Genomic DNA, 20,382 nt, shown 5'->3' on the forward strand with positions numbered 1-20,382 from the left:
TTACCAAATAAAAGATCAAATGATATTGATAATAATTATCGTTTAGATTAGTATTTGGCGCCTTATCAATGATGAGTTAACTTTTTTTTGGAGTAACTAGTGGCGAAAAATCAATACAAATGGATAGGTGTTTTAGCCGTTTCGACAGCACTAATTGCATGTGGAGGAGCAGAGTCTGATTCTAAGTTAAGTACTCCTGCTAAAGGCTCAAGTGCTAACCAGTTGTCGGGAGTAGTACTTGATGGATATTTGTATAAAGCGAAGATCTGTTTGGACAAAAATGGCAATGCTATTTGTGACTCTGGGGATGGTGAAACTGTCTTGACGGATGCTCAAGGGAAATATCAACTGAGCATTGAAGGCAATACCAGCGGGTATAGTTTGTTGGTCGAAGCTATTCCGGGGCTAACTATTGATATGGATACCCCTAATCAAACCGTTCAATCTGCGTTTACCTTTGAAGTTCCTGCGTCAGTTCCTAATGTAATCAGTCCGTTAACCGCTGTCATTGCAAGTGTGTCCAACAGTAGCAACATCAGTTTTAGTGAAGCCAAACAAGCGGTAGCGTTAGAAATTGGTGTCGATTCTGATTTACTTGATGCCGACTATGCCGCATTAGATACGGCGGAAAGCAAGGAAGTGCATATGCTTGCGCGAGGAGTGACTCGAGTATTGCAAAGTGCGCAAGAGGAGTCGATCAACTTAGGGGTAAGCCAAGAAAATGCCCGTAAAGGTTCAAAATATAAACTGGCGCAACTTGATGTTGCGGCACTAAAGCAAGAAACGGATCGTCTTTCTCATGGTTTACAAAATACCGACCAAGCGCTTGAACAACTGGGCAACCAATATCAAGACCAATTAGCCATTACTCCTGAAGAGATCAAAGGCGATACCATTGTGGCTCGCCCGTTAGCACCAAAAAATGGTCAGGTTAATGACTCAGCAGATACTTTTGACTGGGATTGGGTGCTTGGATTTAGCGATACTAAATTTTACCAATACTCTACCGATAACGGCTTATCTTGGAATCCAGTAACGATTAAACCCGTCTCTGTAGGCAGCCAAGCTATACCCGTTGGCTCAGTACAAGTTCGTATTGCCGCTTCACTACAAAATGATACCCCCGCAGGTGCGGCATTAAAGTCCACAGAAGCTTTCTCGTTAACCAGCGTGCCAGCGGCACCAAGTCAGGTGAATGTTAACAACGCTTTAAACACATTTGATTGGAGTATTGTCGGTAGCTTTAGTGACGCAACGGATTACCAGTACTCCTTAGATAATGGTCAAACTTGGTTGGTGGCAACTCATAATCCTCAAACCATTGCCGACATCGACATTGCGGCAGGTTCGTTGTTGGTTAGAGTTGCAGAAGAGGCTTCAACTGGACGTCCTCACGGATTAGTGGCTCGTTCAACCGATGAAATGACAGTAACGCCTGCTACGCCAGATGCGCCTGTTTTAGACTTTGTTAATGATACGACTAATCTTATTAATTGGCATTGGGCCTCTGGTTATACATTACCAACCGACTATGAGATTTACCTTGGCTCAACATGGCAAGATGTCACGGCTATTCCGTATAACGTTGGTAATAAATTTATTGCCGCTGGTACTATCAAAGTTCGCGTAAAAAGCAACGCTTCAGATGCAAGGCCTGTAGGCAGCGCATTGACCATCAGTACGGATTTTACCCAATCCATTAATCAGCCTGCAGCACCAACATCCGCCATTATTGATGATGCGAACAATACTTTTGCTTGGAGCTATGTCCCTGGCTATTTAAATGCGACTTTGTATGAATACTCGGTAGACAGCGGCTTAACATTTAATTCGGTTACAGCAAACCCGCAATCTATCTTGGATCTTGATTATCCAATTGGCAAAGTCTGCGTTCGAGTTAAATCCAACACGAGCCCTCAGCATGAAGCAGGGGAACCACTTTGTTCAGATAAAGCTTATTCTGTCACACCTTCACAACCGGCAGCTGCAACTAATTTAGTCGTCAATGACGCGCTAGACACATTAAGCTGGACGCTGTTAGCTGAGTACAGCGATGAAAGTGATTATGAAATAAATCCGTTAGGCTCAGGTTGGATGACAGTCAATGCCATTCCTTACCAACTCAGTGATCAAGCTTACCCTATTGGAAGTGTGCAAATTCGGGTAAAAGCAAACCCTATCAATGGTCGTCCTGCCGGTTTAATCGCCAGTAATAGAACCGCGTTAACGAAAAGGCCGTCCGCACCTTCTGCTCCTACAAATCTTGTAACGGACGACGATGCCAACACATTGGATTGGACATTTGTCAGTGGCTTTGATCGAGCGGATCGGTATGAGGTATCACTTAACTCAGGTGCTGTATGGGACCAAGTTGTGAATAAACCTATTGTGATTGGTGATATTGATAAAGAGATTGGTCACATTCAATTAAGAGTTGCGTCGAATCCTGTAAACGGAATGCCAACGGGTGCTACAGCCAGCAATACCACCGCCTTTACTCAAACCCCTAAGCTGCCTGCACCGACCAATGCGGTCATTGTTAATACATTCGACGGTTACAATCCGGTGCAAAGTAATGGATTTAAGTGGGACTATTTAACCACCCAAGTTAATGGTAAGTCAGTGGCATTCAATCAGCCTGAATATTATGAGTTTACTCGTGATCAAGGTTTGACTTGGCTACCGGTTGTCTCTAGACCTCAATATATTGGTAGCGAAGCTTACGACAAATCCGCAGTTGGTATTCGTGTAAAAGAGAATGCCATTTCGGGTCAGCCAAATACTAGTAGTAATGTGTTATGGGCAACGGCGTCCACAAGTCGATTTGTTGCTCAGCAATATGTGCCAATGAAGAGCAAAACGTCGGTGGCAGGATTTAGCTATGATGATTCATGGAACACCTATGACATGAACTGTATCGCTGAATATGATGCTCAGGGCCGTGGCGAACCTACTTTCTGGGCGAGCTCCATTTCCGGTGACGCTGATACCATATTTGCGAAAGTTTCAGCTGCCGATGCTTGTGGAATAACTGGTTGGACATTGCCGAAAATAGCGGAAGTGATCACTTTATCATCACGAGATGCCGGTTCATTACCTTCCAAGCTAGCTTCATCTCTTATGTCTGATAACAGATCAAACATTTGGGCGGATAAAAACGGTGTCGCCGTTACGGTCACAAAGGGTGTTGAAGTGACGCCAAGCCAGTGGTCAACCAAATACGCTTATCCCAAGTGGCGTCTTGCTCCGACTGCGGATCTCGTTGCTGCTATTTACTCGGCTAATGGGGCAATCACTGCTGAGCTATCTACTCAAAATGCAGTTATCAGTAATGCAGAATCGTTCCTAACAACATGGCTGTCGGATAACCAGAATAAAAGCAAGAGCTACACCGTTCTTGAAGCGGAAGCTCAAGCAAAAATTAGCCAACTAGATGCTTTGTCACAACCTTGGTTAGATGAGCAGACAGCGGTGACGAACAAGCTTAAAGAGTTTGATTTTCAGGCCTATATGGCGGGAAACCGTCTAGATGCTCAAAGCCAAAAATTTGTTAGTGACGTAGCAAGCTACAAACAGCAAGTTATCAAGTTGCAGCAGAACATAGCAGGGCTCAACTCGCTGATTGAAGGGGCAAAGTTTGCCCAGAAAATGGCGACAGTGCAGATTAAATCCCAAGCATTAACAGTCGCGACATCGGAACTTAGTTCTGCGTCACTGGCTGCGGAAATACATCAAGCAACGCTCAATCTCTATAACGCTATTTTCGATGTAGAGACTCAATATGCTCAGATACATGGCTTTATTGAAACACTGAATGCGTCAGCCAATAGTTTGGATTCTGGCTTCAGCTCCCTAATTGCGCTCTATCAAAACTTGATTAGTGAGTTGAACATAACAGCAGCAATTCACGATTTAGAACAATCTAAAACCGTTGCTACAGATGGTTTAAAACGCGCAAGCGACAGCGGTTTCACCGTCTCTAAGTCAGATTCGCTTGTGGGTAATCGATTCGCAAAACTTGATGAGCTTGGTCATTACCTACCTAGCAGTGCGACTTTTCAGCAAGGTTGGCGCTGTGTTGAAGATATCAATGAAGTGGGCAAGCGAAGAGTTTGGATGTTACTTAAAGAAGGTAAACCAAACGGTAAAGATGATGTTGCCTACGATGCCTCATCGGCTGGAATAGCCAGTGTGTTGGGATCAGGTGAGTACTTAGCAAGCACCAATACTGACAAGCTTTGCGGTTTTGCAGATTGGACAGTGCCGCATATCGCGCAGCTGCTATCTATCAAAACTAAGGCGGTTGAAGGTTCAAGCTCTAAAGTCACTTTAGACACAGACTTTTTCCCCAATCATCTGGCATTACTGCCTGAATATGACAAATCCTCATGGTCTGGCGGCGTTCGCTTCTATTACTGGACCAATGCTAGCGATCAAAGTCAGCAATATGCTCTCAGCTATGACAGCCAGCAAAACAGCCAAACAACAACTCGTATGGCGACTGATGGCTCGGAAAATAGTGTTGTATTGGCTCGTCTGGTAAGAGAGGAATCTAGCAGTTACGAGCTACTCGACACAAGTGGAACCGTAGTGACAGATCGAACTACAGCGATGTGTGCTCGCGATAAGAACAGCGGTCTTACTTGGCAACTGTTCTCTGTGGCAGACAGCAGTCGATTTAAAAAATACGTCGATGTACAACCGTTGCTAAGCAGCCAAAACAGCAACAGTGTTTGCGGAAAAAGCAGTTGGCGATTCCCTTCTAAGTCAGAGCTTTATGGCTTAATTCCACTCAACAATGATGTATTCAAATTTAATAACGCCACCGGTGGCAGTTACGACTCATACATAACCAGTGACAAAGGGCTTTACGACCGCCCAATTGCGCTGGATATGGAAACCATGAGCGAAACGAACGTCACTACAGCGAGTTATGGTTCAGCGTATTTGTATCGTTTCGTCGCAGACTAATTACTACACCAGCCTCGGGAGGGGCTGTTTTATACCCAGGAGTTTATCCCATGTTTAATAAGAAGAAACAGCGCGGTGCCGCTGCCATTGAATACGCAATATTAGCCGCTGCCATGTCAGTTGTGTTGCTCTATTTTGTCGGCGGAAAAGATGGAAAGTTAACCACAGCGATCAATGGCACCTATGAGGTTGTCATTAAAAAGCTTCAATCGGCTCAGCAGTCTGATTAATGCGTCATTCATTGAACTACCAACAAGTCTAAAGTATTTAAAGGAATAATCATGACGGCAAAGCGACTTATGTTGCTGTCCTTATTGATGTCAGTGGTCGCGTTATTCGTGCTACTGACACAAGATAATAAGGCAACCGCCAGCAGCGTCCAACCAGCTGCTGAGCTCAATAGTAAAGTACTTATCTCTACGCAAACTATTCAGGTGGGTCAGTCATACAGCCCAAATATGTTTCGTTGGAAGGAGCTTCCTAACAGCGAACTGGTGGACTACATCGACTATGTTACACCTGAAGATATAAAGTCAGTGAGCTTGGTATCGGGAATTGCTCGTACAAAATTCACCAAGGGGCAGGTGCTTTCATTAGCAGATATTGTGGAGCCAAAGGGCGGCTATTCTCTGTCGCTAAAGTTGCAAGCAGGTTTTAGAGCGATCTCAGTACCTGTTGATCAAGTTACCGCTAACTCTGGCTTTATTCAGCCTGGTGATAGTGTCGATATTCTCTTGTTGGCATCAAAAGATGGCGAGCTGCAACGTTATGGCAACTCATCACAGGGCTTATACGTCTCTACTATTGTTAGCGGTGTCAGAGTGTTGGCGTTCAACCACACCTTGTCTGCAGAATCATTTCAGCAAGCCAGAGACTCTTATAGTGAAGCGGGAATTCCTGATAACAGCACCGTCTCTTTACAAGTCACACCTGAGCAAGCAAACCAGATTGTACTGGCAAAGCAGCTTGGCAAGTTGACGTTAGCGCTCCGTAGTCAAAGCCAATCTGATGTTGAAGGCATGGCTGAGCAACTGGTTAAAACAGCAACGGTGAACACCATTTCTCCAGATAATGCACAAGTGCTACCTGACGTTGGTTTGGTGGAGTTTAGAGCAGATAAAAAACAGGTAAACAATAAAACGGGAGAAGATGATAATGACTAATTCACGTTTTTTGTCGAGTGTTATTTTACTCTCAAGCCTATTGATTTCATTTGTTTCCTCGGCGGCAGTGTTAAATGTCACCATCAATGAAGCAAAGATGATCTCCTTGCCTGAAAAAGCAAAGTCCATTTTTATTTCTAGTACTCATATTGCTGACTACCAAACATTAACCAACACCAAAATAATGGTATTTGGTAAGAGAGCAGGCAGTGCAACCATCACCGTGTTAAACGAAAATGAGCGCGTTATCTACACCAATCAGGTTCGAGTTACTCACAATAGCCGTGAGTTTAATCGTCTGGTGAAGAGTAAGTTTCCTGAAGCATCGGTGACATCTGAATCCCTTGGTGGCAAGTTATGGTTAAAAGGTCAGGTTCCTTCTCCAATTATGGCGCATCAAATTGTTGCGTTAGCGAAAGGGTATCTGTCGCCAGTGGTCGAAGTAAGTAGCAGCGAATCGAAATCCAATTCGTCAGACGGACAAAGTTCATCGAACACATCATCATCGACATCATCTTCACCAACCACCCCGGAAGATGAGCTGGTGAATCATTTGGTTGTTACCATGCCAACCCAAGTTAATATCCGGGTAAAGATTGCTGAAGTTTCCAAAAATGTCTCCAATAAACTCGGCATCAAATGGGGCTCCATTGCAGACGGTATTGGTCAGTTCTCGTTCTCCAAACTGCCAAATGTGAGCAGTTGGAATAAACCAACTATTTCGGCGTTGATCGATGCATTAGCCACTAACGGTATGATGACTGTCCTCGCAGAACCTAACTTAACGGCAGTGTCAGGGGAAGAAGCGAGCTTTCTTGTCGGTGGAGAAATTCCGTTACCTCTGGTATTTGCCGATACCGCACAGATCGAATATAAGCCATTTGGCGTTAAGTTGGATTTCACGCCTACGGTTCTGAGCTCAAATAAGATCAGTTTAAAAGTAGCTCCTGAAGTAAGTAACACCTCGATTGATGGGCAAACCACTTTAGGTGAAAACACCTATCCCTCATTTGTAACCAGACGTGCGTCGACCACCATTGAATTAGCCAGTGGTCAGAGTTTTGCTCTTGGTGGTTTGCTAAAAACAGAAGAAATTGAGCAGCTACAGAAAGTCCCGTTTATTGGTGAGGTGCCTATTCTTGGTTCACTCTTTCGCTCTACAGAGTTTACTCGTCGAGAGACCGAACTTGTCATTATTGTTACCGCGTATCTGGTTCAGCCAACACGAGCTGACTCCTTGCCACTTCCTACCGATGGTTTAGTTCCGTTAAGCGACTTAGAGCGCTTATTGGCATGGCCTCGAAAACAGGTAACTACATCGCAAAACAAAGCCAGTTATACAGACAATCAAAAACCTCGTCTGTTGGGTGACAACGGATTCTATTACTGAGGCAAGCATGAAACAAACTACATTATTACTGCCGCTATTTTTGGTGGTTGTGGGCTGCGCGCCAACTCCAGTTACACGTGAACCATCGATAGATGTGGTTGCAGTGACGAATACCTTAACCATCAATCTGTCTGGCTCCTCTTTAACGAAGGCGGAGCAACTTGATATCGCCCAATTTATTGAGCGAAAGGGCTTACCGTCAAATTTGATGGTAAAGCTGGAAAGTTATACGCCTAAAGGGAAAAAGCAACTTAATAAAGTGAAAAAACAGCTGCTAGCTAATGGCCTTTATCCATCACAAATCACCATGCTAAATAGCGAGGTGAAAGGGTCTGGTGACATCGCTGTTTTTGTCGAATCTTATCGTGCAAAAGTGCCCAAATGTCATGCCGGAAAAGCCGCTAAAAGTGTTATGTCGAGTTACAAGAGCCAGAATAACTTTGGTTGTGCTAACGCCAGCGCATTAGCACAAATGGTGGCAAATCCAAAAGATCTCATTGTTGGGCAATCTTTGGGAAACACCGAAGGTGAAAAAGCGGTGTCGACTATTGATGGCTATTTATCGCCATCGGTTTCAACTCAGCAAAGCAATCAAAACAACACTAATGGAACAACAGGAGCGGCTCAATGAAACATGTTAGTGACGTAACCGTTTTAATCGCAGCCTCAGAACAACTTGATTCGTTTTCATTCACCCGCACATTGGCTGAGTTCGGCATCGTTGATGTAACCGTCTGTTCTCTTAATGAAGACGATATCATTCGCCAAGTACTGAGAAAAAACATCACAACTCTTTTCTTAGATGTGATGACGGTTGAAATAGTTGAAGCGCAAAAACTCATTCAAAGTATTGTTACCCGTACTAGCAGTAAAGTGTTTGCAATAGGTCAGTCTGAAGAGATCGCCACTTACAGAAATATGCTGTCAGCCGGGGCGAGCGACTACCTTGTGCATCCTGTCGGTCTCGAAATGCTACAACGAATCTCTCTTGTTGCAGAAAAGAGTAATGATGTTCAAAAAGGCAAGATTATCTCTGTTGTTAGCGCGAAGGGAGGCCTTGGTAGCACAACAATTGCAGCGACATTGGCGCAGCTACTTGCCAGACAAAACCAAACCGTTACCAGCGTTGACCTCGACTTCGCGATGGGAGATTTAGATTTACTGCTAAATGTTGAGAGCAATACCGCACTGGTTGAGTTACTGCAGTATCCAGAGCGACTGGAACCGATTTTATTTGAGCGCAGTGGCGTGGAAGTCTCTAAAACGCACACTCTGTTTACCGGTTACCTTCCGCTAGACGGTGCTCCGTTCTGGCCTGAAAAAAGTGCCTTAGAGCAGTTCAATCGATTCTGTTTACAAAGCTCTGAGTATGTTGTTATGGATATCCCAACCTACTCACTGCGCGATCAAGTTGGTCTTCAAGCTTTGAGAACCGCCGATTTACGAATTATTGTGGTTGATGCAACGTTAGGTTCACTTCGCAATGCCAACCAGATACTGAAGCAACTCCAAGCCGAATCTAATTTACAAAATATAATGGTGCTAAATCATACGAAGTCGAACACCGCCTCGCTTATCTCCGTTAATGATGCAAAGAAAGCGTTGGGCGTCTCCATTGATGTTGTTATCCCGTTTGCACCCAATCATTTCATCGAAAAATCAGCACTTGGTCAGCCTGCTTACGTAGGTAATAAAAAAGTAAAAGCAGCCTTTCAGCTATTACTGGAGAAAATTACAGGACAAGCTAATCCAACGCGTCGCCGCTTTTGGAAAAGGGGGGCGTAATGTTTGGAAGCAATAGAAAAATCGAAACATCTCGTATTCCGCATCAATCCTTGATAAAGCAAGCGGAAGACGCGAATCCGAGCATGATTGAGTATTACTACCTTATTCATACGGAGGTGCTCCAAGCTATTGAGCCGTCAGTTGTCGTTACCTTAAGTGCTAAAGAGCTGGAATCTCGCATTTCAGGTTTGGTGACGGATATTGTAAGCAGTAAACAGTTACCTCTTGGCCATAGAGAGGTAGGGGTAGTTGTCGATAAATTACTGAATGAGTTCTTAGGTCTCGGGCCACTGCAACCTTTAATTGATGATGTTGGGATATCCGACATCATGGTCAATGGTCATAAGGAAGTCTATGTAGAACGATCTGGAAAGTTGCAAAAAACAGCGGTTCAATTTAGAAGCGAAGAGCAGTTGCTGAACCTTGCTCGACGAATCGTCAGTAAAGTAGGACGTCGAATTGACGAGTCAACCCCGCTTGTGGACGCCAGACTCGAAGATGGTAGTCGTGTCAATATCATGATTCCTCCTTTGGCACTGGACGGGACTTATATCTCTATCCGAAAGTTCAGCGAAGACAAGTTAACCCTAAGTCAGCTAGAGCAATTTGGCACTCTGTCAAAATCAATGGTCAAGCTGATTGATATTATCGTTCGCTCTAGGCTTAACGTACTTATATCTGGTGGTACAGGTGCGGGTAAAACAACGCTGTTAAATGCAATGTCTTTCAGCATTTCTCCTCAAGAACGCATCATTACCATTGAAGATACCGCTGAACTGCGACTCCAACAGCCTCATGTTGTTCGTGCTGAAACCCGCCCAGCCAATGCAGAAGGCTTAGCTCAGGTAAGTCAGCGTGAGTTAGTGAAAAATGCCCTCCGTATGCGTCCAGACCGAATCATTTTAGGCGAAATTCGCGGAGATGAAGCTTTTGAAATGATGCAGGCAATGAACACCGGACATGATGGTTCATTGTGTACTCTGCACGCCAACTCAGCTTCTGACGCATTGGTTCGTATGGAAAACATGCTGATGATGAGCCAAGCAACTTTGCCGCTGTTTGCTTTGCGCCGCCAGATCTCTGACACCATTGATGTGGTTGTTCAAGTAGACAGAATGCGTGATGGTAAACGAAGAATCATCTCTATAACTGAAGTGATCGGACTGGAAGGTGAACAGTACGTAACACAAGATCTGTTCGCTTTTAAGTCCACAGGCGAAGACATTCAAGGTGATCTCGTTGGGGTGCATGAGAGTGCTAAATGTATGCCGTCGTTCATTGAGAAATGTCGCCATTTCCAGTTGGACTCTCAGTTGCGTCAAGTCATGGAGCTGGAGAGATGATCTACTTTTTCCTATTCTCATTGATGATGATGGCTTCAATTTTTATCTTAAAAATCCATTCGAAGCGCAGTAAGGTCAGAAAACGTCTAGTTGAACTGTCATGTGGGCAGAAAACGCGCACTGCTGAAGCTTCTATCAAGAAAATAATACCGTTTCAAGGCAATAGAAAATATGCACTACTTATTCGCATAGACGGCTTACTTACCTCATCGGATAGAGTGTTCATCGCCTTACTCGCTATCGCTCTACCTGTGGGGGGGTATTTTTCATTTGCTGACATTGCTGTTGAGTTTCAGCTCGCAGGTTCAGTTTCATTGTGGCTGCTATCCGTTTTTGCTCTAGCGACTTATCGAAGGCGCTTGCAGATTGAGGAGTTTGAAACAGGCATAGTTCACGTACTCGGCCTAGTGTCGCGTGCGGTGTCTGCTGGATTGTCTATTCCACAAGCGATAGATCAAGTGGCGCAAACACAGCCGGGGGTGTTAGGAAGAGAATTCAGCCGGATAAGAGATAATTTAGCGCTCGGTTTAAGCCTACGCGTTGCACTTGATGACGCTTGTATTCGCCTACCGTATAGCAGTTTTCGTTATTTCTCCGTCGCTCTGATCTTAAATCAGGCTAACGGTGGTCAGTTGCGAGAAATTCTTCACAGTTTAAGCCGAACCATGCACGACAATCGCGCCATGCGCAAAAAAGTAAAAAGCCTTACTTCAGAACCGAGAATGACCGCGATGTTCCTATCCATTCTGCCTATTGCTTTGCTCAGCATAATGGTGTGGTGGGAGCCCACCATGGTCAGCCCCTTATTTGATTCCGACAGCGGGCAAGGTGTCATGACTTATGTTGGCAGCAGCATTGTTCTGGGGATTCTCTCTCTCAACGCAATGACCCGAAATAAGAGATTCAAATTATGATCTATCTTTCGGTAACTTTATTGACACTAGCCATGGTGCTTATTGTGGTCGCCAATCTCTCTTCATTTAAGAGAGACGTTGTTAGCCGACGGTTGATGTCTATTTCTCACTACTCATATCGGAACAGATCATGGTTGAGTAGCTGGAAGCTTAAAGGCAATAAATCCCGTCGCAGAAAGCTCACTTTGATTGGCTGGCAACAGCCGAATGCTGAAGCGCTATTTGTTGTGTTTCGCTATCTGTTAATGATGTCAGCTGGCCTTGCTTGGTACGTTTCAAATATTGACACTTTCACGCCTTTCTCTCTAGCAGAATGCATTGTTATGGCAATGGTTTCAGGCATCTTGATTGATCGGTTATTGGACTGGAGAGTGAATCAGGTTAGAGCTGAGATCAGTAGAGTCACTCCCGATGCGGTGGATCTGATGGTGGTGTGTGTGGCTTCTGGATTAACGCTTGAAGCTGTATTTCGCTGTGTTGGAGAAGAGATGCGCCCGATTTCTGCCGCCTTATCTCGGGAATGGTTGGTGACCGCAACTGAGATTGCCGTTCTCGATTCACCTCAACAAGCACTGGTGAACTTAGATGAGCGAGTGCAACTGCCAGATATCAAAAATCTAGTGACCACCATGAATCAAGCGCTGCAGTTCGGTACTCCCATTGCTCAGGCGCTCAATTTGATTGCGTCAGACAGTCGTCAATATCACTTATTAGAGCTGGAAGAGTGGGCAGGGAAGATTCCAGCAAAAATGTCTTTACCCCTTGTTGTTCTCATCATGGTGCCGGTTGTTGTAATGATGGTTGCTCCTACTATGTTAAGTCTGTTTAAAACGTTGGGAAGTTTATGAAGAGTGTTTGTTCACTACTATTGCTATTGGCTCTATTTGGCTGTCAGTCCACAAACACTGTGCAGAATGAATATCAGCAAAATCTAAAAGTGGCAGAGCTGGCCCTAACAAATGGCCGCCCCGAAAGTGCCATGGACCTTTATCGTGAGATGCTAAAAGCATCGCCCAGCGATGCTCAGTTGCTGTTACTGATGGGCTCTGCGGCCAATCAATCAGGTCGTTATAACGAGGCCATGCATTACTTAAAGCGTGGTCGTGAGATTCGTCCATCAGGCATTATGCTGAGAGAGCTAGGACGGGCTCAATTGGCTATTGGTGAGCTTGCGGAGGCGATTAATACCCTAGAAATTGCTGCCAAGATGATTCCCAATGATGATGTGGCGTTAAACAGTTTGGGGGTCAGTTACTCACTCAACAAGCAGTACGCCAAAGCGAGAGAGTCTTACCAGCTTGCTATAGAGCATAAACCTTCAAGTATCGAATACCGAAACAACCTTGCCCTTGCATGGATGCTAGATGGCAATCCACAGCAAGCTATCCGAATTTTGTACCCAATATTCCAGCGTGGTGACGCCAGTGAAAAGCTGCGTCTTAATCTCGCATTAGCTTATGCATTAAAGGGGGATAGCGAGTCAGCAAAAGTGATTGCCCGAGACGATTTGTCTCAGCCAGAATTTGCTAATAATAGTCTCTACTATCAAGCCCTTGCGGATAATGTAGATAGAGAGAAAGCGAAATGATACGCCAACAAAAAGGCAGCCAAAGTATTGAGTTTGCCATGGTACTTATTCCCTTTTTGCTGCTCTTTATTGGTTTCTTTGAGATTAGCCGTGTTTTGTTGGTCAGTGCGATTTTTGAGTCAGCGGTCAATGCCGGCGTTCGCGAGGTGCGTGTATTGCCACAGGGTCTTCGTGCGGAGCAGACATTTCGCGATGAAATCGATCAATTTCCCATGCTTGATGTAGATAATCTAACTATTACAGCAACTGGCTATGGCGTTTCTCTAAACGATATCGCCAACGTGGTGCCTGTCCTCAAAAGGGATGCCACTCTGGCTGAGTATCAGATTACCTATAATTATGAGCTGGTGATATTGCCAGGCTTGTCTGACTATTTTTCAGATTCAATCGACGATATGACAGAGTTGAATCGACGGGTATTGGTTAGCTATGACAATAAATAACAGTATGCCAATTGGTAAAATTTCAAATAATTCACCAAGGAATCAAGGAGGTTCAATTGCCATTGAGTTTCCACTTATCGTATTGATCTTCATGATTATCTTATGGGGTTTTGTCGCTGTTTTTCGTCTGTTTTATACACAGATTCAGCTCGATAACGTCACCTACAGTTTAGTTAATGCGGTCTCTACAACGGAATTTGAGAAACCATCTTCATCGGGAAATAGCACCAGCTATTTATCTAGCAATCTATCTGCCCCTTTGTTGACCCTTGCGGATCGGTATCTGCCTGACAATATCAAAGCGAGCAGTATCGGCATTACTTTAGAAAGCTATTTTTACGATACAAAACAGCCAGGCTGGAAGCGTGAACAGGTGAGTTCAGGGATGGGTTGTGAAGTAGAGACGCCGATTGTTCAATTGAATAAACAGCTATGGGTGGTTGGCAGCGAGAAATACAACGCAATTTCAAAGCAGAATTCAAAACTGCTTCAGTTGACACTCTGCGTGAAAGATATATTTGAAGATGAATCCATATTCTCATTGCCGACTGAGCTCTCTAGCTCCTCAGTTTTAATTGGTAAACAGCTATGACCTCCTTTTATCCTCAGCTACCCAGAACAAACCGAATCGCGAGTCGGCAGACAGGTTCTATTACTATCTCATTTTTGGCGATTTTGACACCGGCTTTAATAATGGCTTTCTCAACGCTGATTGTTTCTACCCAGATAATGGTATCGAACAGAGCTGCTCAAGCCGCTGACTCTGCATCACTGGCGTGTGCATTTGCTGACAAAGCAGAACACAAAATGATTCAAGCGTATCAAGATTATTATCAACCAACCTTATTTGGTATTTCACCGTCACAACCGACAAATAGAAAATGCAAAATTAGTATTGGCTATTCGCTGGCGTCGCGTTTGCCTTCGATGACAGATGACAGTTTTACAACAGATGTCGTGGCTTCAGGTGGAAACTTACAGGCTAGAATTGAGCAGTCTCATTCACCTATTCCAACAGAAGTGGTTCTGGTACTGGATATTTCAGGGTCAATGGCAGGCAATATAAGTTCACTCAAGTCCATTTTAACGGACGCATTACGCACCATTGAGAATGACAGTGAACAAGCAAATGCTCTGGGTTCGGTAAGAATATCTATTGTTCCATTTGAGTCTGGAGTCTCGACGACTAAGCCACCTTGGTTAAGCAATGTCTCTTCTGGGGTTTATTGTATAGATGGCTTAGCTTACCAAAACGATACTTTCTCGGCGTCTTTGACGGTGGATAACTTGGCCACTACACACTCTCGTCGAGCGGTTCGGTACGCGTTGGTTGACAACTGGTTATCGGATTGCAGCCCTACCTCTACTTTATTGCCTCTTACCAATCGATATTCAACGGTGCAGAACAAAATTAATAGTTTAGCGGTAAGCGGTGGAACCGCGTCCTACCAAGGATTGATATGGGGGGTTCGTCAGTTGTTACCAAGTTGGCAACAGGCTTGGGGAGTAGAGGTAAATACATCAGCAGAAGTAAGGAAGAAATTGGTGCTACTTACTGATGGTGCAGACAACGATTACCGATTTGATGAGTTAGTAAATGCTGGTTTTTGCAGCAAAGTAATTGATCAATATGACATCGAGATGAACTTCATTGGTTACGGAGTAACTGCTGCTCGAATTGCCCAGTTTCAACAGTGTACAAACGATCCTAAAAAAGTGTTTAGTGCCCAGAATAAAACTCAACTCGATCACTATTTTTCGCAAATTCTGGCCGTGAATTATTCCGCCAAGTTACTGCTTGGCAAATAAATAATCCTAATAATAAATAATGGAGAACAGTATGTTTCAAAGGATTTTTGCTCTTTTAATCTTATCTATTTCTTTGCCGGTATCGGCTTATCAAGAAGGTGACACACTTTCAAAAGAGGTGCTCACTAGACTCAATATAGACTCTAGTGAATTAACCATTGTCGACTTTTTTGCTGAATGGTGTGTCTCCTGTAAAGAGGAGTTACCCGAGGTTAATCAGCTCGCTCATGAGCTAGAAGGGACAGGCGTCTCAATTAAAGGTGTCGATGTGGATGAGAGTGTTGAGGTTGGGTTGCAGTTTCAGAAACAGCTAGGGCTAACATTCCCTGTTGTTAACGACCCTAATCAAGAACTTATCGCCGAGTTTAAACCCATTGGAATGCCTGCTCTGTATTACATCTACCAAGGTCAGGTGCTCAAAATACGTTTTGGTGCTATTAACCATATCCGCGACGTCATCATTGGCGATTTGACCGCAATGGGAGTGCAATTGTGATGGCTAATCGAACGCTAATCTTGAGTGCGCTGGTTTTCTCAAGCTTTGCCCACTCTTCAGTAAAAATCGATTTAAGTGGCTTGGGTAACAAGAGTCAGAAGATGCAAGTCGTCGTTTCACAAAACGGCAATTTTGAAGAAGAAGTTATCTCTAGCAAGGTGTACAGCAGTGCCGGCTCTGACTTAGGTGTGCGCCGAAATATTGAGTTGGTTAAACCACGTAGTGAGCAGTTTCAGCTAGATAAAGATACCGTGATTGAGCCAGAAGAGGAGAGTCCTTCCGCTTTAGCTTTTGTTGATGAGGCCTTGGGTATTGAACAGGTGAAACCATGGGAAAAGGGCACGCTGGCCAAAAAAGAGATGAAGCCCGGTGGCCTTATTCCTGAGTTTGACCTGTTCTCAGAAAAAGTATTTGCCTATAAGCAAGGCTCCGTAGGTGGCAGTGGTGTCGGCGGCGGCGGTTGCGGTTGTAACTAGAGTCAACAGACTTTTATAGATAGTAAGAATTAAAATGAAAAAACTACCAATTACGCTGCTAGGTGCAGCCGCTATGGCGAACAGTGCCATGGCAGAAGATCATATTTCGCAGCATTTTCTTAGCTACAAAGAGTATGACGATAAAGTCTCGGCAAATGATTCGGTCATTTCTATTGAAAAAAGCATTGGGCTGGACTGGACTTTGAATGCCGAGCTAGGCTACGACACCGTATCTGGTGCGTCTCCTTCTTGGGGGCCTACCACACCAATCTCTGGTCCTGCTGATGCGTTGGCGAGAGCACAAAAAACAGAACTTGCACAGAGCAAAACAGATCAGGTTATTCGGTCAGGTTACGATCCACACAGAAGCGGTTACAAAGTTCAAAAATACAGTTTAGAAGATACCCGTAAGTCTGTTGGTTTAAGTGCCACTTATCGTGACAAAAAGCGAAATGAGTGGACCTTGGGTGGCAATATTTCAAAAGAAGATGACTACGAGAGTCTTGGTATTAATGGCAAGGGGCTGGTCTATGCTGATCGGTCAAAAAACCGCTCTTACAGCTTGGGTGGCTCCGCGCTATTCGACCAGACTTTAGCTTTTACTCGATACGCTAATTTTACCAATAGTCAGCAATGGAAAGACATTTTTACCGGTAGCATTGAAGCTGGGCTATCACAAACATTTACTCCTGCTCTCTATGCCGTTTTTACCGGTTACACCGGCTATCGAAAAGGGTATCTAAGTAATCACTATTTAACCGTTCTTCGTGAAATTGATGTTAATGATAATAACCAAATTGACAATGATGAAGTCTTCCTTGGCCAAGATTCCCGACCGGATACTCGCTTGTCAGGTGGCATTAACGTTCAGGCCTTTTATTCGGTTAATGACGATGTGGTTGTTAGGCCGAGGTACAAATGGTTCCAAGATGACTGGGGGGTTAGTTCTCATCAAATTGGCGGAAAAATGTCTTGGCAGCTCAATGAGAAGTTCACGATAGCGCCGGGTTATTTCTGGTACAAACAACAAGGGGCCGATTTTTATAGGGATCCTGAGAGCTCAAACCCGTCATTTGCTGCAACGGGATACGCAACGTCAGACCTTCGTTTAGGTGACTTTACTGCAAATTCCTACGAGATAGGCGCAAGTTACAAAGTTATCAAACAGCTACGACTGAATATTCTTGGGGCATATTATCAACAGAGTAACGGATTTAAAGCACAGTGGTGGGCAATAGGAGCGACCTATGCGTTCTAATGAGCCCTTCGTTCATCGCTTTCAGGCTATGACGGTGCCATGTGAGATTCAGCTGTTTGCATCGACAAAACTGAGTGTGCCTGTGGGGAGTATCGTAGACGATATTATCTTTAATACTCGACGGTTGGAGAGCCGATATAACTTTTATTCAGACAGCTCTTGGTTGAGTCAAAAGGTGAATCAGCGTAACAGCTCCGTGGTGATATTAGATGATGAGTCCTTGGTGATATTTCAGCATCTAGAGACTCTAGCAACCTTGTCTGATGATGTATTCGACACGACGGTTGGTAGCGTAAAAGCCCTGTTGCAGCGAGAGCCCAAGCTCTCTCACCGAGAGGCATTTCAGCGTTTAAAATGGGCGATGGGTAAGCAGAGTTGGACGCTGGAAGAGAACAGGCTGATCATTGAACATCCAGAGACAAAGTTCGATTTAGGCGGTGTAATTAAAGAGTATGCAGTTGATCAAGCGGTTGCGATTGCTAAGTCCTATGGCATAACGTCTATGTTGGTCAATTTTGGCGGCGATATTTTTGCATTGGGTAAAAAACCGGATGGTGCACCATTTAATGTAGCAGTGCTTAACCCGAAGCAGAGTACAAAGCCTTATTTTGCTCTTCCGGTTGAAGATGCTGCGCTGACGACCTCTGCGCATTATCAGCGCCGTTTTCAGTTTGCAGATAAAAACACATCTCATATTTTGTCAGCAACAGAAACCGAGAAAAAAATATTATCTGTTACGGTCGTGGCAAAGACCGTGTTGGAAGCAGGGGCGCTAAGTACCTCACTTACGGTAAAGCCAGCCCTAACCATACCAGAAAATGTCGCCGCTATTTTTATCGATGACCAGCTGACTATTCATCAAGACACGGAGTTTCTATTGCGATGAAGCGTTACTTCATAACTCTATTATTTGTTTTCGTCTCTGCTTTTTCCTTTGCAGAAGAGAGTGATTTTTTACCTGTTGAACAGGCTTTTCCTTTTTCATGGCAGCTCAATGAACAGGGCGCGGTGTTGGTAACATTTGATACCCAACAAGGCTATTACCTCTATAAATCTCGTTTCTCTTTTAAAGGAGATGAAGCTCTGTCCATTTCTCAACCCAGCTATTCATTAGCAGGGGAAGAAAAACAAGATCCATATATGGGCAATGTGGTGGTGTTCCACCAACCGTTGGAAATTACGCTGCCTTATACGGGGGAAGGGACACTGACTGTCAGGTATCAAGGATGTGCGGACAAAGGATTGTGTTACCTGCCTCAGAAGCAGACCATTCAACTACCGCCAAGTTTAGCGCCTAAAACGGAATCACAGAGTGAAAGCTACTTCGATTTCGCAGCACTTAGTACAGATACCTCTACTCTTTCATCATTCTTATCCTCTGCGGGCAAGCCTAAAGCACTGCTTGTGTTTTTCTTGCTTGGTCTCGGTTTATCTTTGACACCCTGTGTTCTGCCTATGATTCCTATTTTAGCTAGCATCATTGGCGGCCAAGAAGCGATGACGGGCAGAAAGGGGGCAGCACTTTCTAGCGCGTATGTTCTCGGCATGGCAACCAGCTATGCGATAACAGGTATCTTGGTTACAACACTAGCAAAAGGCGTTAACTTGCAAGCCGCAATGCAGCAACCTTGGTTACTTAGTATTTTTGCTGCTCTTTTTGTTTTGCTCGCCTTAGCGATGTTCGGATTCTACGAACTTCAGCTACCGGCGGCACTACAGCAGAGACTGAATCAAGGTTCAGACAAGCTCGGCGGAGGAAAAATGGCCAGCGTTTTTGCTATGGGCGCCATCTCTGCTCTTGTTGTTTCGCCATGTGTTAGCGCTCCCTTAGCGGGGACTTTGCTCTATGTTTCAACGACTCAAGACTGGCTATTTGGTGGCGCAACACTGTTTGTTATGGCGCTTGGCATGGGCGTACCCTTGATCGCCATTGGTGCAAGTGGCGGTCGACTTCTGTTACGCAGCGGTGCATGGATGGTCTCGGTGAAACAGATATTTGGTGTACTATTACTGGCGGTCTCAATTGTGCTGTTAAGTCGCTTTATTGATGCGTCTTATACTATGGCGCTGTGGGCACTGCTCGCCATTGGAACCGGGATACATTTTGGCGCATTGGAGTCGGCCAATCCGGGTTGGCCTAGAACCCGAAAACTCATTGCCCTGTTGCCATTGTTCTATGGGTTAATCATGTTGGTGGGCTTAGTAAATGGCGGTAGCGACCCTTTTGACCCGCTGCAAAAGAACAACTCAGTAAATAGTTCTGTCTCTAAACCTTCATTGGCTAACCGTTTCATAAAACTATCCTCCATTGATGAATTGGAAACTACCATTAATGATGCGACAAGCAGTGGTGATAAGGTGCTCATTGATTTGTATGCTGACTGGTGTGTCTCTTGCAAAGTGATAGAAAAGAATGTGTTTGCTGATGAGCAAATACGGCAACAACTGAATGGATGGAAAAAGATTAAGCTCGATGTCACTGACAGTACTTCAGAGCAGATGGCATGGTTAAACAACAAAAACGTTTATGGCCCTCCTGCTATCTTCTTTTATTCGTCAGCTGGTGAGATGGAGTCTGCCCGTATTATGGGAGATATTGATAAGGAAGGATTTAAGATCAAGTTAGCGCAAGCCAACGCTTTGGGTAAAAACGGTCGCTAACTCTTTTTAGTTTAACAATGACCTCGTTTCGAAATGACTTAGCTGCTGAAATGCCCGCCACCAGTTTGGCTGGTGGCGGGAACTT

18 protein-coding genes are annotated in these 20,382 nt (G+C 44.6%); all 18 read left to right on the plus strand.

Annotation, left to right across the window (positions count from 1 at the left end; translation table 11 throughout):
* The first annotated feature begins 99 nt into the window (after nucleotides 1–99).
* The 18 genes from CHJ_RS20060 to dsbD are packed head-to-tail and all read left to right on the plus strand — an operon-like array spanning nucleotide 100 to nucleotide 20,297.
* Nucleotides 100–4,971, plus strand: coding sequence for a DUF1566 domain-containing protein (locus CHJ_RS20060; protein WP_317918774.1), 4,872 nt, complete (start codon nucleotides 100–102; stop codon nucleotides 4,969–4,971).
* A gap of 50 nt (nucleotides 4,972–5,021) precedes the next feature.
* Nucleotides 5,022–5,201: a Flp family type IVb pilin gene (locus CHJ_RS20065; RefSeq protein ID WP_317918776.1), complete on the plus strand. Its 180-nt coding sequence runs from the start codon at nucleotides 5,022–5,024 to the stop codon at nucleotides 5,199–5,201.
* Nucleotides 5,202–5,252: 51 nt separating this feature from the next.
* Entirely contained in the window at nucleotides 5,253–6,134 is an 882-nt protein-coding gene (cpaB, locus tag CHJ_RS20070; protein WP_317918778.1) for a Flp pilus assembly protein CpaB, read from the plus strand.
* Nucleotides 6,127–7,524: a type II and III secretion system protein family protein gene (locus CHJ_RS20075; RefSeq protein WP_317918779.1), complete on the plus strand. Its 1,398-nt coding sequence runs from the start codon at nucleotides 6,127–6,129 to the stop codon at nucleotides 7,522–7,524. Before cpaB ends, CHJ_RS20075 begins: the two co-directional genes overlap by 8 nt.
* A 7-nt stretch (nucleotides 7,525–7,531) precedes the next feature.
* Nucleotides 7,532–8,155: a CpaD family pilus assembly lipoprotein gene (locus CHJ_RS20080; RefSeq protein WP_317918780.1), complete on the plus strand. Its 624-nt coding sequence runs from the start codon at nucleotides 7,532–7,534 to the stop codon at nucleotides 8,153–8,155.
* Nucleotides 8,152–9,309, plus strand: coding sequence for a CpaE family protein (locus tag CHJ_RS20085; protein WP_317918781.1), 1,158 nt, complete (start codon nucleotides 8,152–8,154; stop codon nucleotides 9,307–9,309). Before CHJ_RS20080 ends, CHJ_RS20085 begins: the two co-directional genes overlap by 4 nt.
* Entirely contained in the window at nucleotides 9,309–10,652 is a 1,344-nt protein-coding gene (locus CHJ_RS20090; RefSeq protein ID WP_171753937.1) for a CpaF family protein, read from the plus strand. The genes CHJ_RS20085 and CHJ_RS20090 overlap by 1 nt, the downstream gene beginning before the upstream one ends.
* Nucleotides 10,652–11,566, plus strand: a complete 915-nt coding sequence (locus tag CHJ_RS20095) for a type II secretion system F family protein (protein ID WP_411861592.1) — start codon at nucleotides 10,652–10,654, stop codon at nucleotides 11,564–11,566. The genes CHJ_RS20090 and CHJ_RS20095 overlap by 1 nt, the downstream gene beginning before the upstream one ends.
* Nucleotides 11,563–12,414, plus strand: coding sequence for a type II secretion system F family protein (locus CHJ_RS20100; protein ID WP_317918783.1), 852 nt, complete (start codon nucleotides 11,563–11,565; stop codon nucleotides 12,412–12,414). The genes CHJ_RS20095 and CHJ_RS20100 overlap by 4 nt, the downstream gene beginning before the upstream one ends.
* Nucleotides 12,411–13,154 (plus strand): tetratricopeptide repeat protein, encoded by a 744-nt coding sequence (locus tag CHJ_RS20105; RefSeq protein ID WP_317918784.1) that lies wholly within the window; start codon nucleotides 12,411–12,413, stop codon nucleotides 13,152–13,154. The genes CHJ_RS20100 and CHJ_RS20105 overlap by 4 nt, the downstream gene beginning before the upstream one ends.
* A complete protein-coding gene (locus CHJ_RS20110; protein WP_317918785.1) occupies nucleotides 13,151–13,597 on the plus strand; it encodes a TadE/TadG family type IV pilus assembly protein in 447 nt (148 codons plus the stop codon). Before CHJ_RS20105 ends, CHJ_RS20110 begins: the two co-directional genes overlap by 4 nt.
* Complete coding sequence (gene tadF / locus CHJ_RS20115) at nucleotides 13,584–14,189, plus strand: tight adherence pilus pseudopilin TadF (RefSeq protein WP_317918787.1); 606 nt, start codon at nucleotides 13,584–13,586, stop codon at nucleotides 14,187–14,189. Before CHJ_RS20110 ends, tadF begins: the two co-directional genes overlap by 14 nt.
* Nucleotides 14,186–15,406: a Tad domain-containing protein gene (locus tag CHJ_RS20120; RefSeq protein WP_317918788.1), complete on the plus strand. Its 1,221-nt coding sequence runs from the start codon at nucleotides 14,186–14,188 to the stop codon at nucleotides 15,404–15,406. The genes tadF and CHJ_RS20120 overlap by 4 nt, the downstream gene beginning before the upstream one ends.
* A 31-nt stretch (nucleotides 15,407–15,437) precedes the next feature.
* Nucleotides 15,438–15,902, plus strand: coding sequence for a TlpA family protein disulfide reductase (locus tag CHJ_RS20125; RefSeq protein ID WP_317918789.1), 465 nt, complete (start codon nucleotides 15,438–15,440; stop codon nucleotides 15,900–15,902).
* Nucleotides 15,902–16,378 carry a DUF4266 domain-containing protein gene (locus tag CHJ_RS20130; RefSeq protein ID WP_317918790.1) on the plus strand — a complete coding sequence of 159 codons (477 nt, stop codon included), beginning with the start codon at nucleotides 15,902–15,904 and terminating at the stop codon, nucleotides 16,376–16,378. The genes CHJ_RS20125 and CHJ_RS20130 overlap by 1 nt, the downstream gene beginning before the upstream one ends.
* Before the next feature lie 34 nt (nucleotides 16,379–16,412).
* Nucleotides 16,413–17,636 (plus strand): DUF3570 domain-containing protein, encoded by a 1,224-nt coding sequence (locus tag CHJ_RS20135; protein ID WP_171753942.1) that lies wholly within the window; start codon nucleotides 16,413–16,415, stop codon nucleotides 17,634–17,636.
* The gene (locus tag CHJ_RS20140) at nucleotides 17,626–18,522 is read left to right on the plus strand and encodes an FAD:protein FMN transferase (RefSeq protein WP_317918791.1); all 897 of its coding nucleotides are present in this window, start codon (nucleotides 17,626–17,628) and stop codon (nucleotides 18,520–18,522) included. Before CHJ_RS20135 ends, CHJ_RS20140 begins: the two co-directional genes overlap by 11 nt.
* Nucleotides 18,519–20,297: a protein-disulfide reductase DsbD gene (dsbD, locus tag CHJ_RS20145; RefSeq protein WP_317918792.1), complete on the plus strand. Its 1,779-nt coding sequence runs from the start codon at nucleotides 18,519–18,521 to the stop codon at nucleotides 20,295–20,297. The genes CHJ_RS20140 and dsbD overlap by 4 nt, the downstream gene beginning before the upstream one ends.
* Nucleotides 20,298–20,382 lie beyond the last annotated feature (85 nt).

This window comes from Vibrio sp. MACH09, from assembly GCF_033238805.1.
Classification (GTDB): domain Bacteria; phylum Pseudomonadota; class Gammaproteobacteria; order Enterobacterales; family Vibrionaceae; genus Vibrio.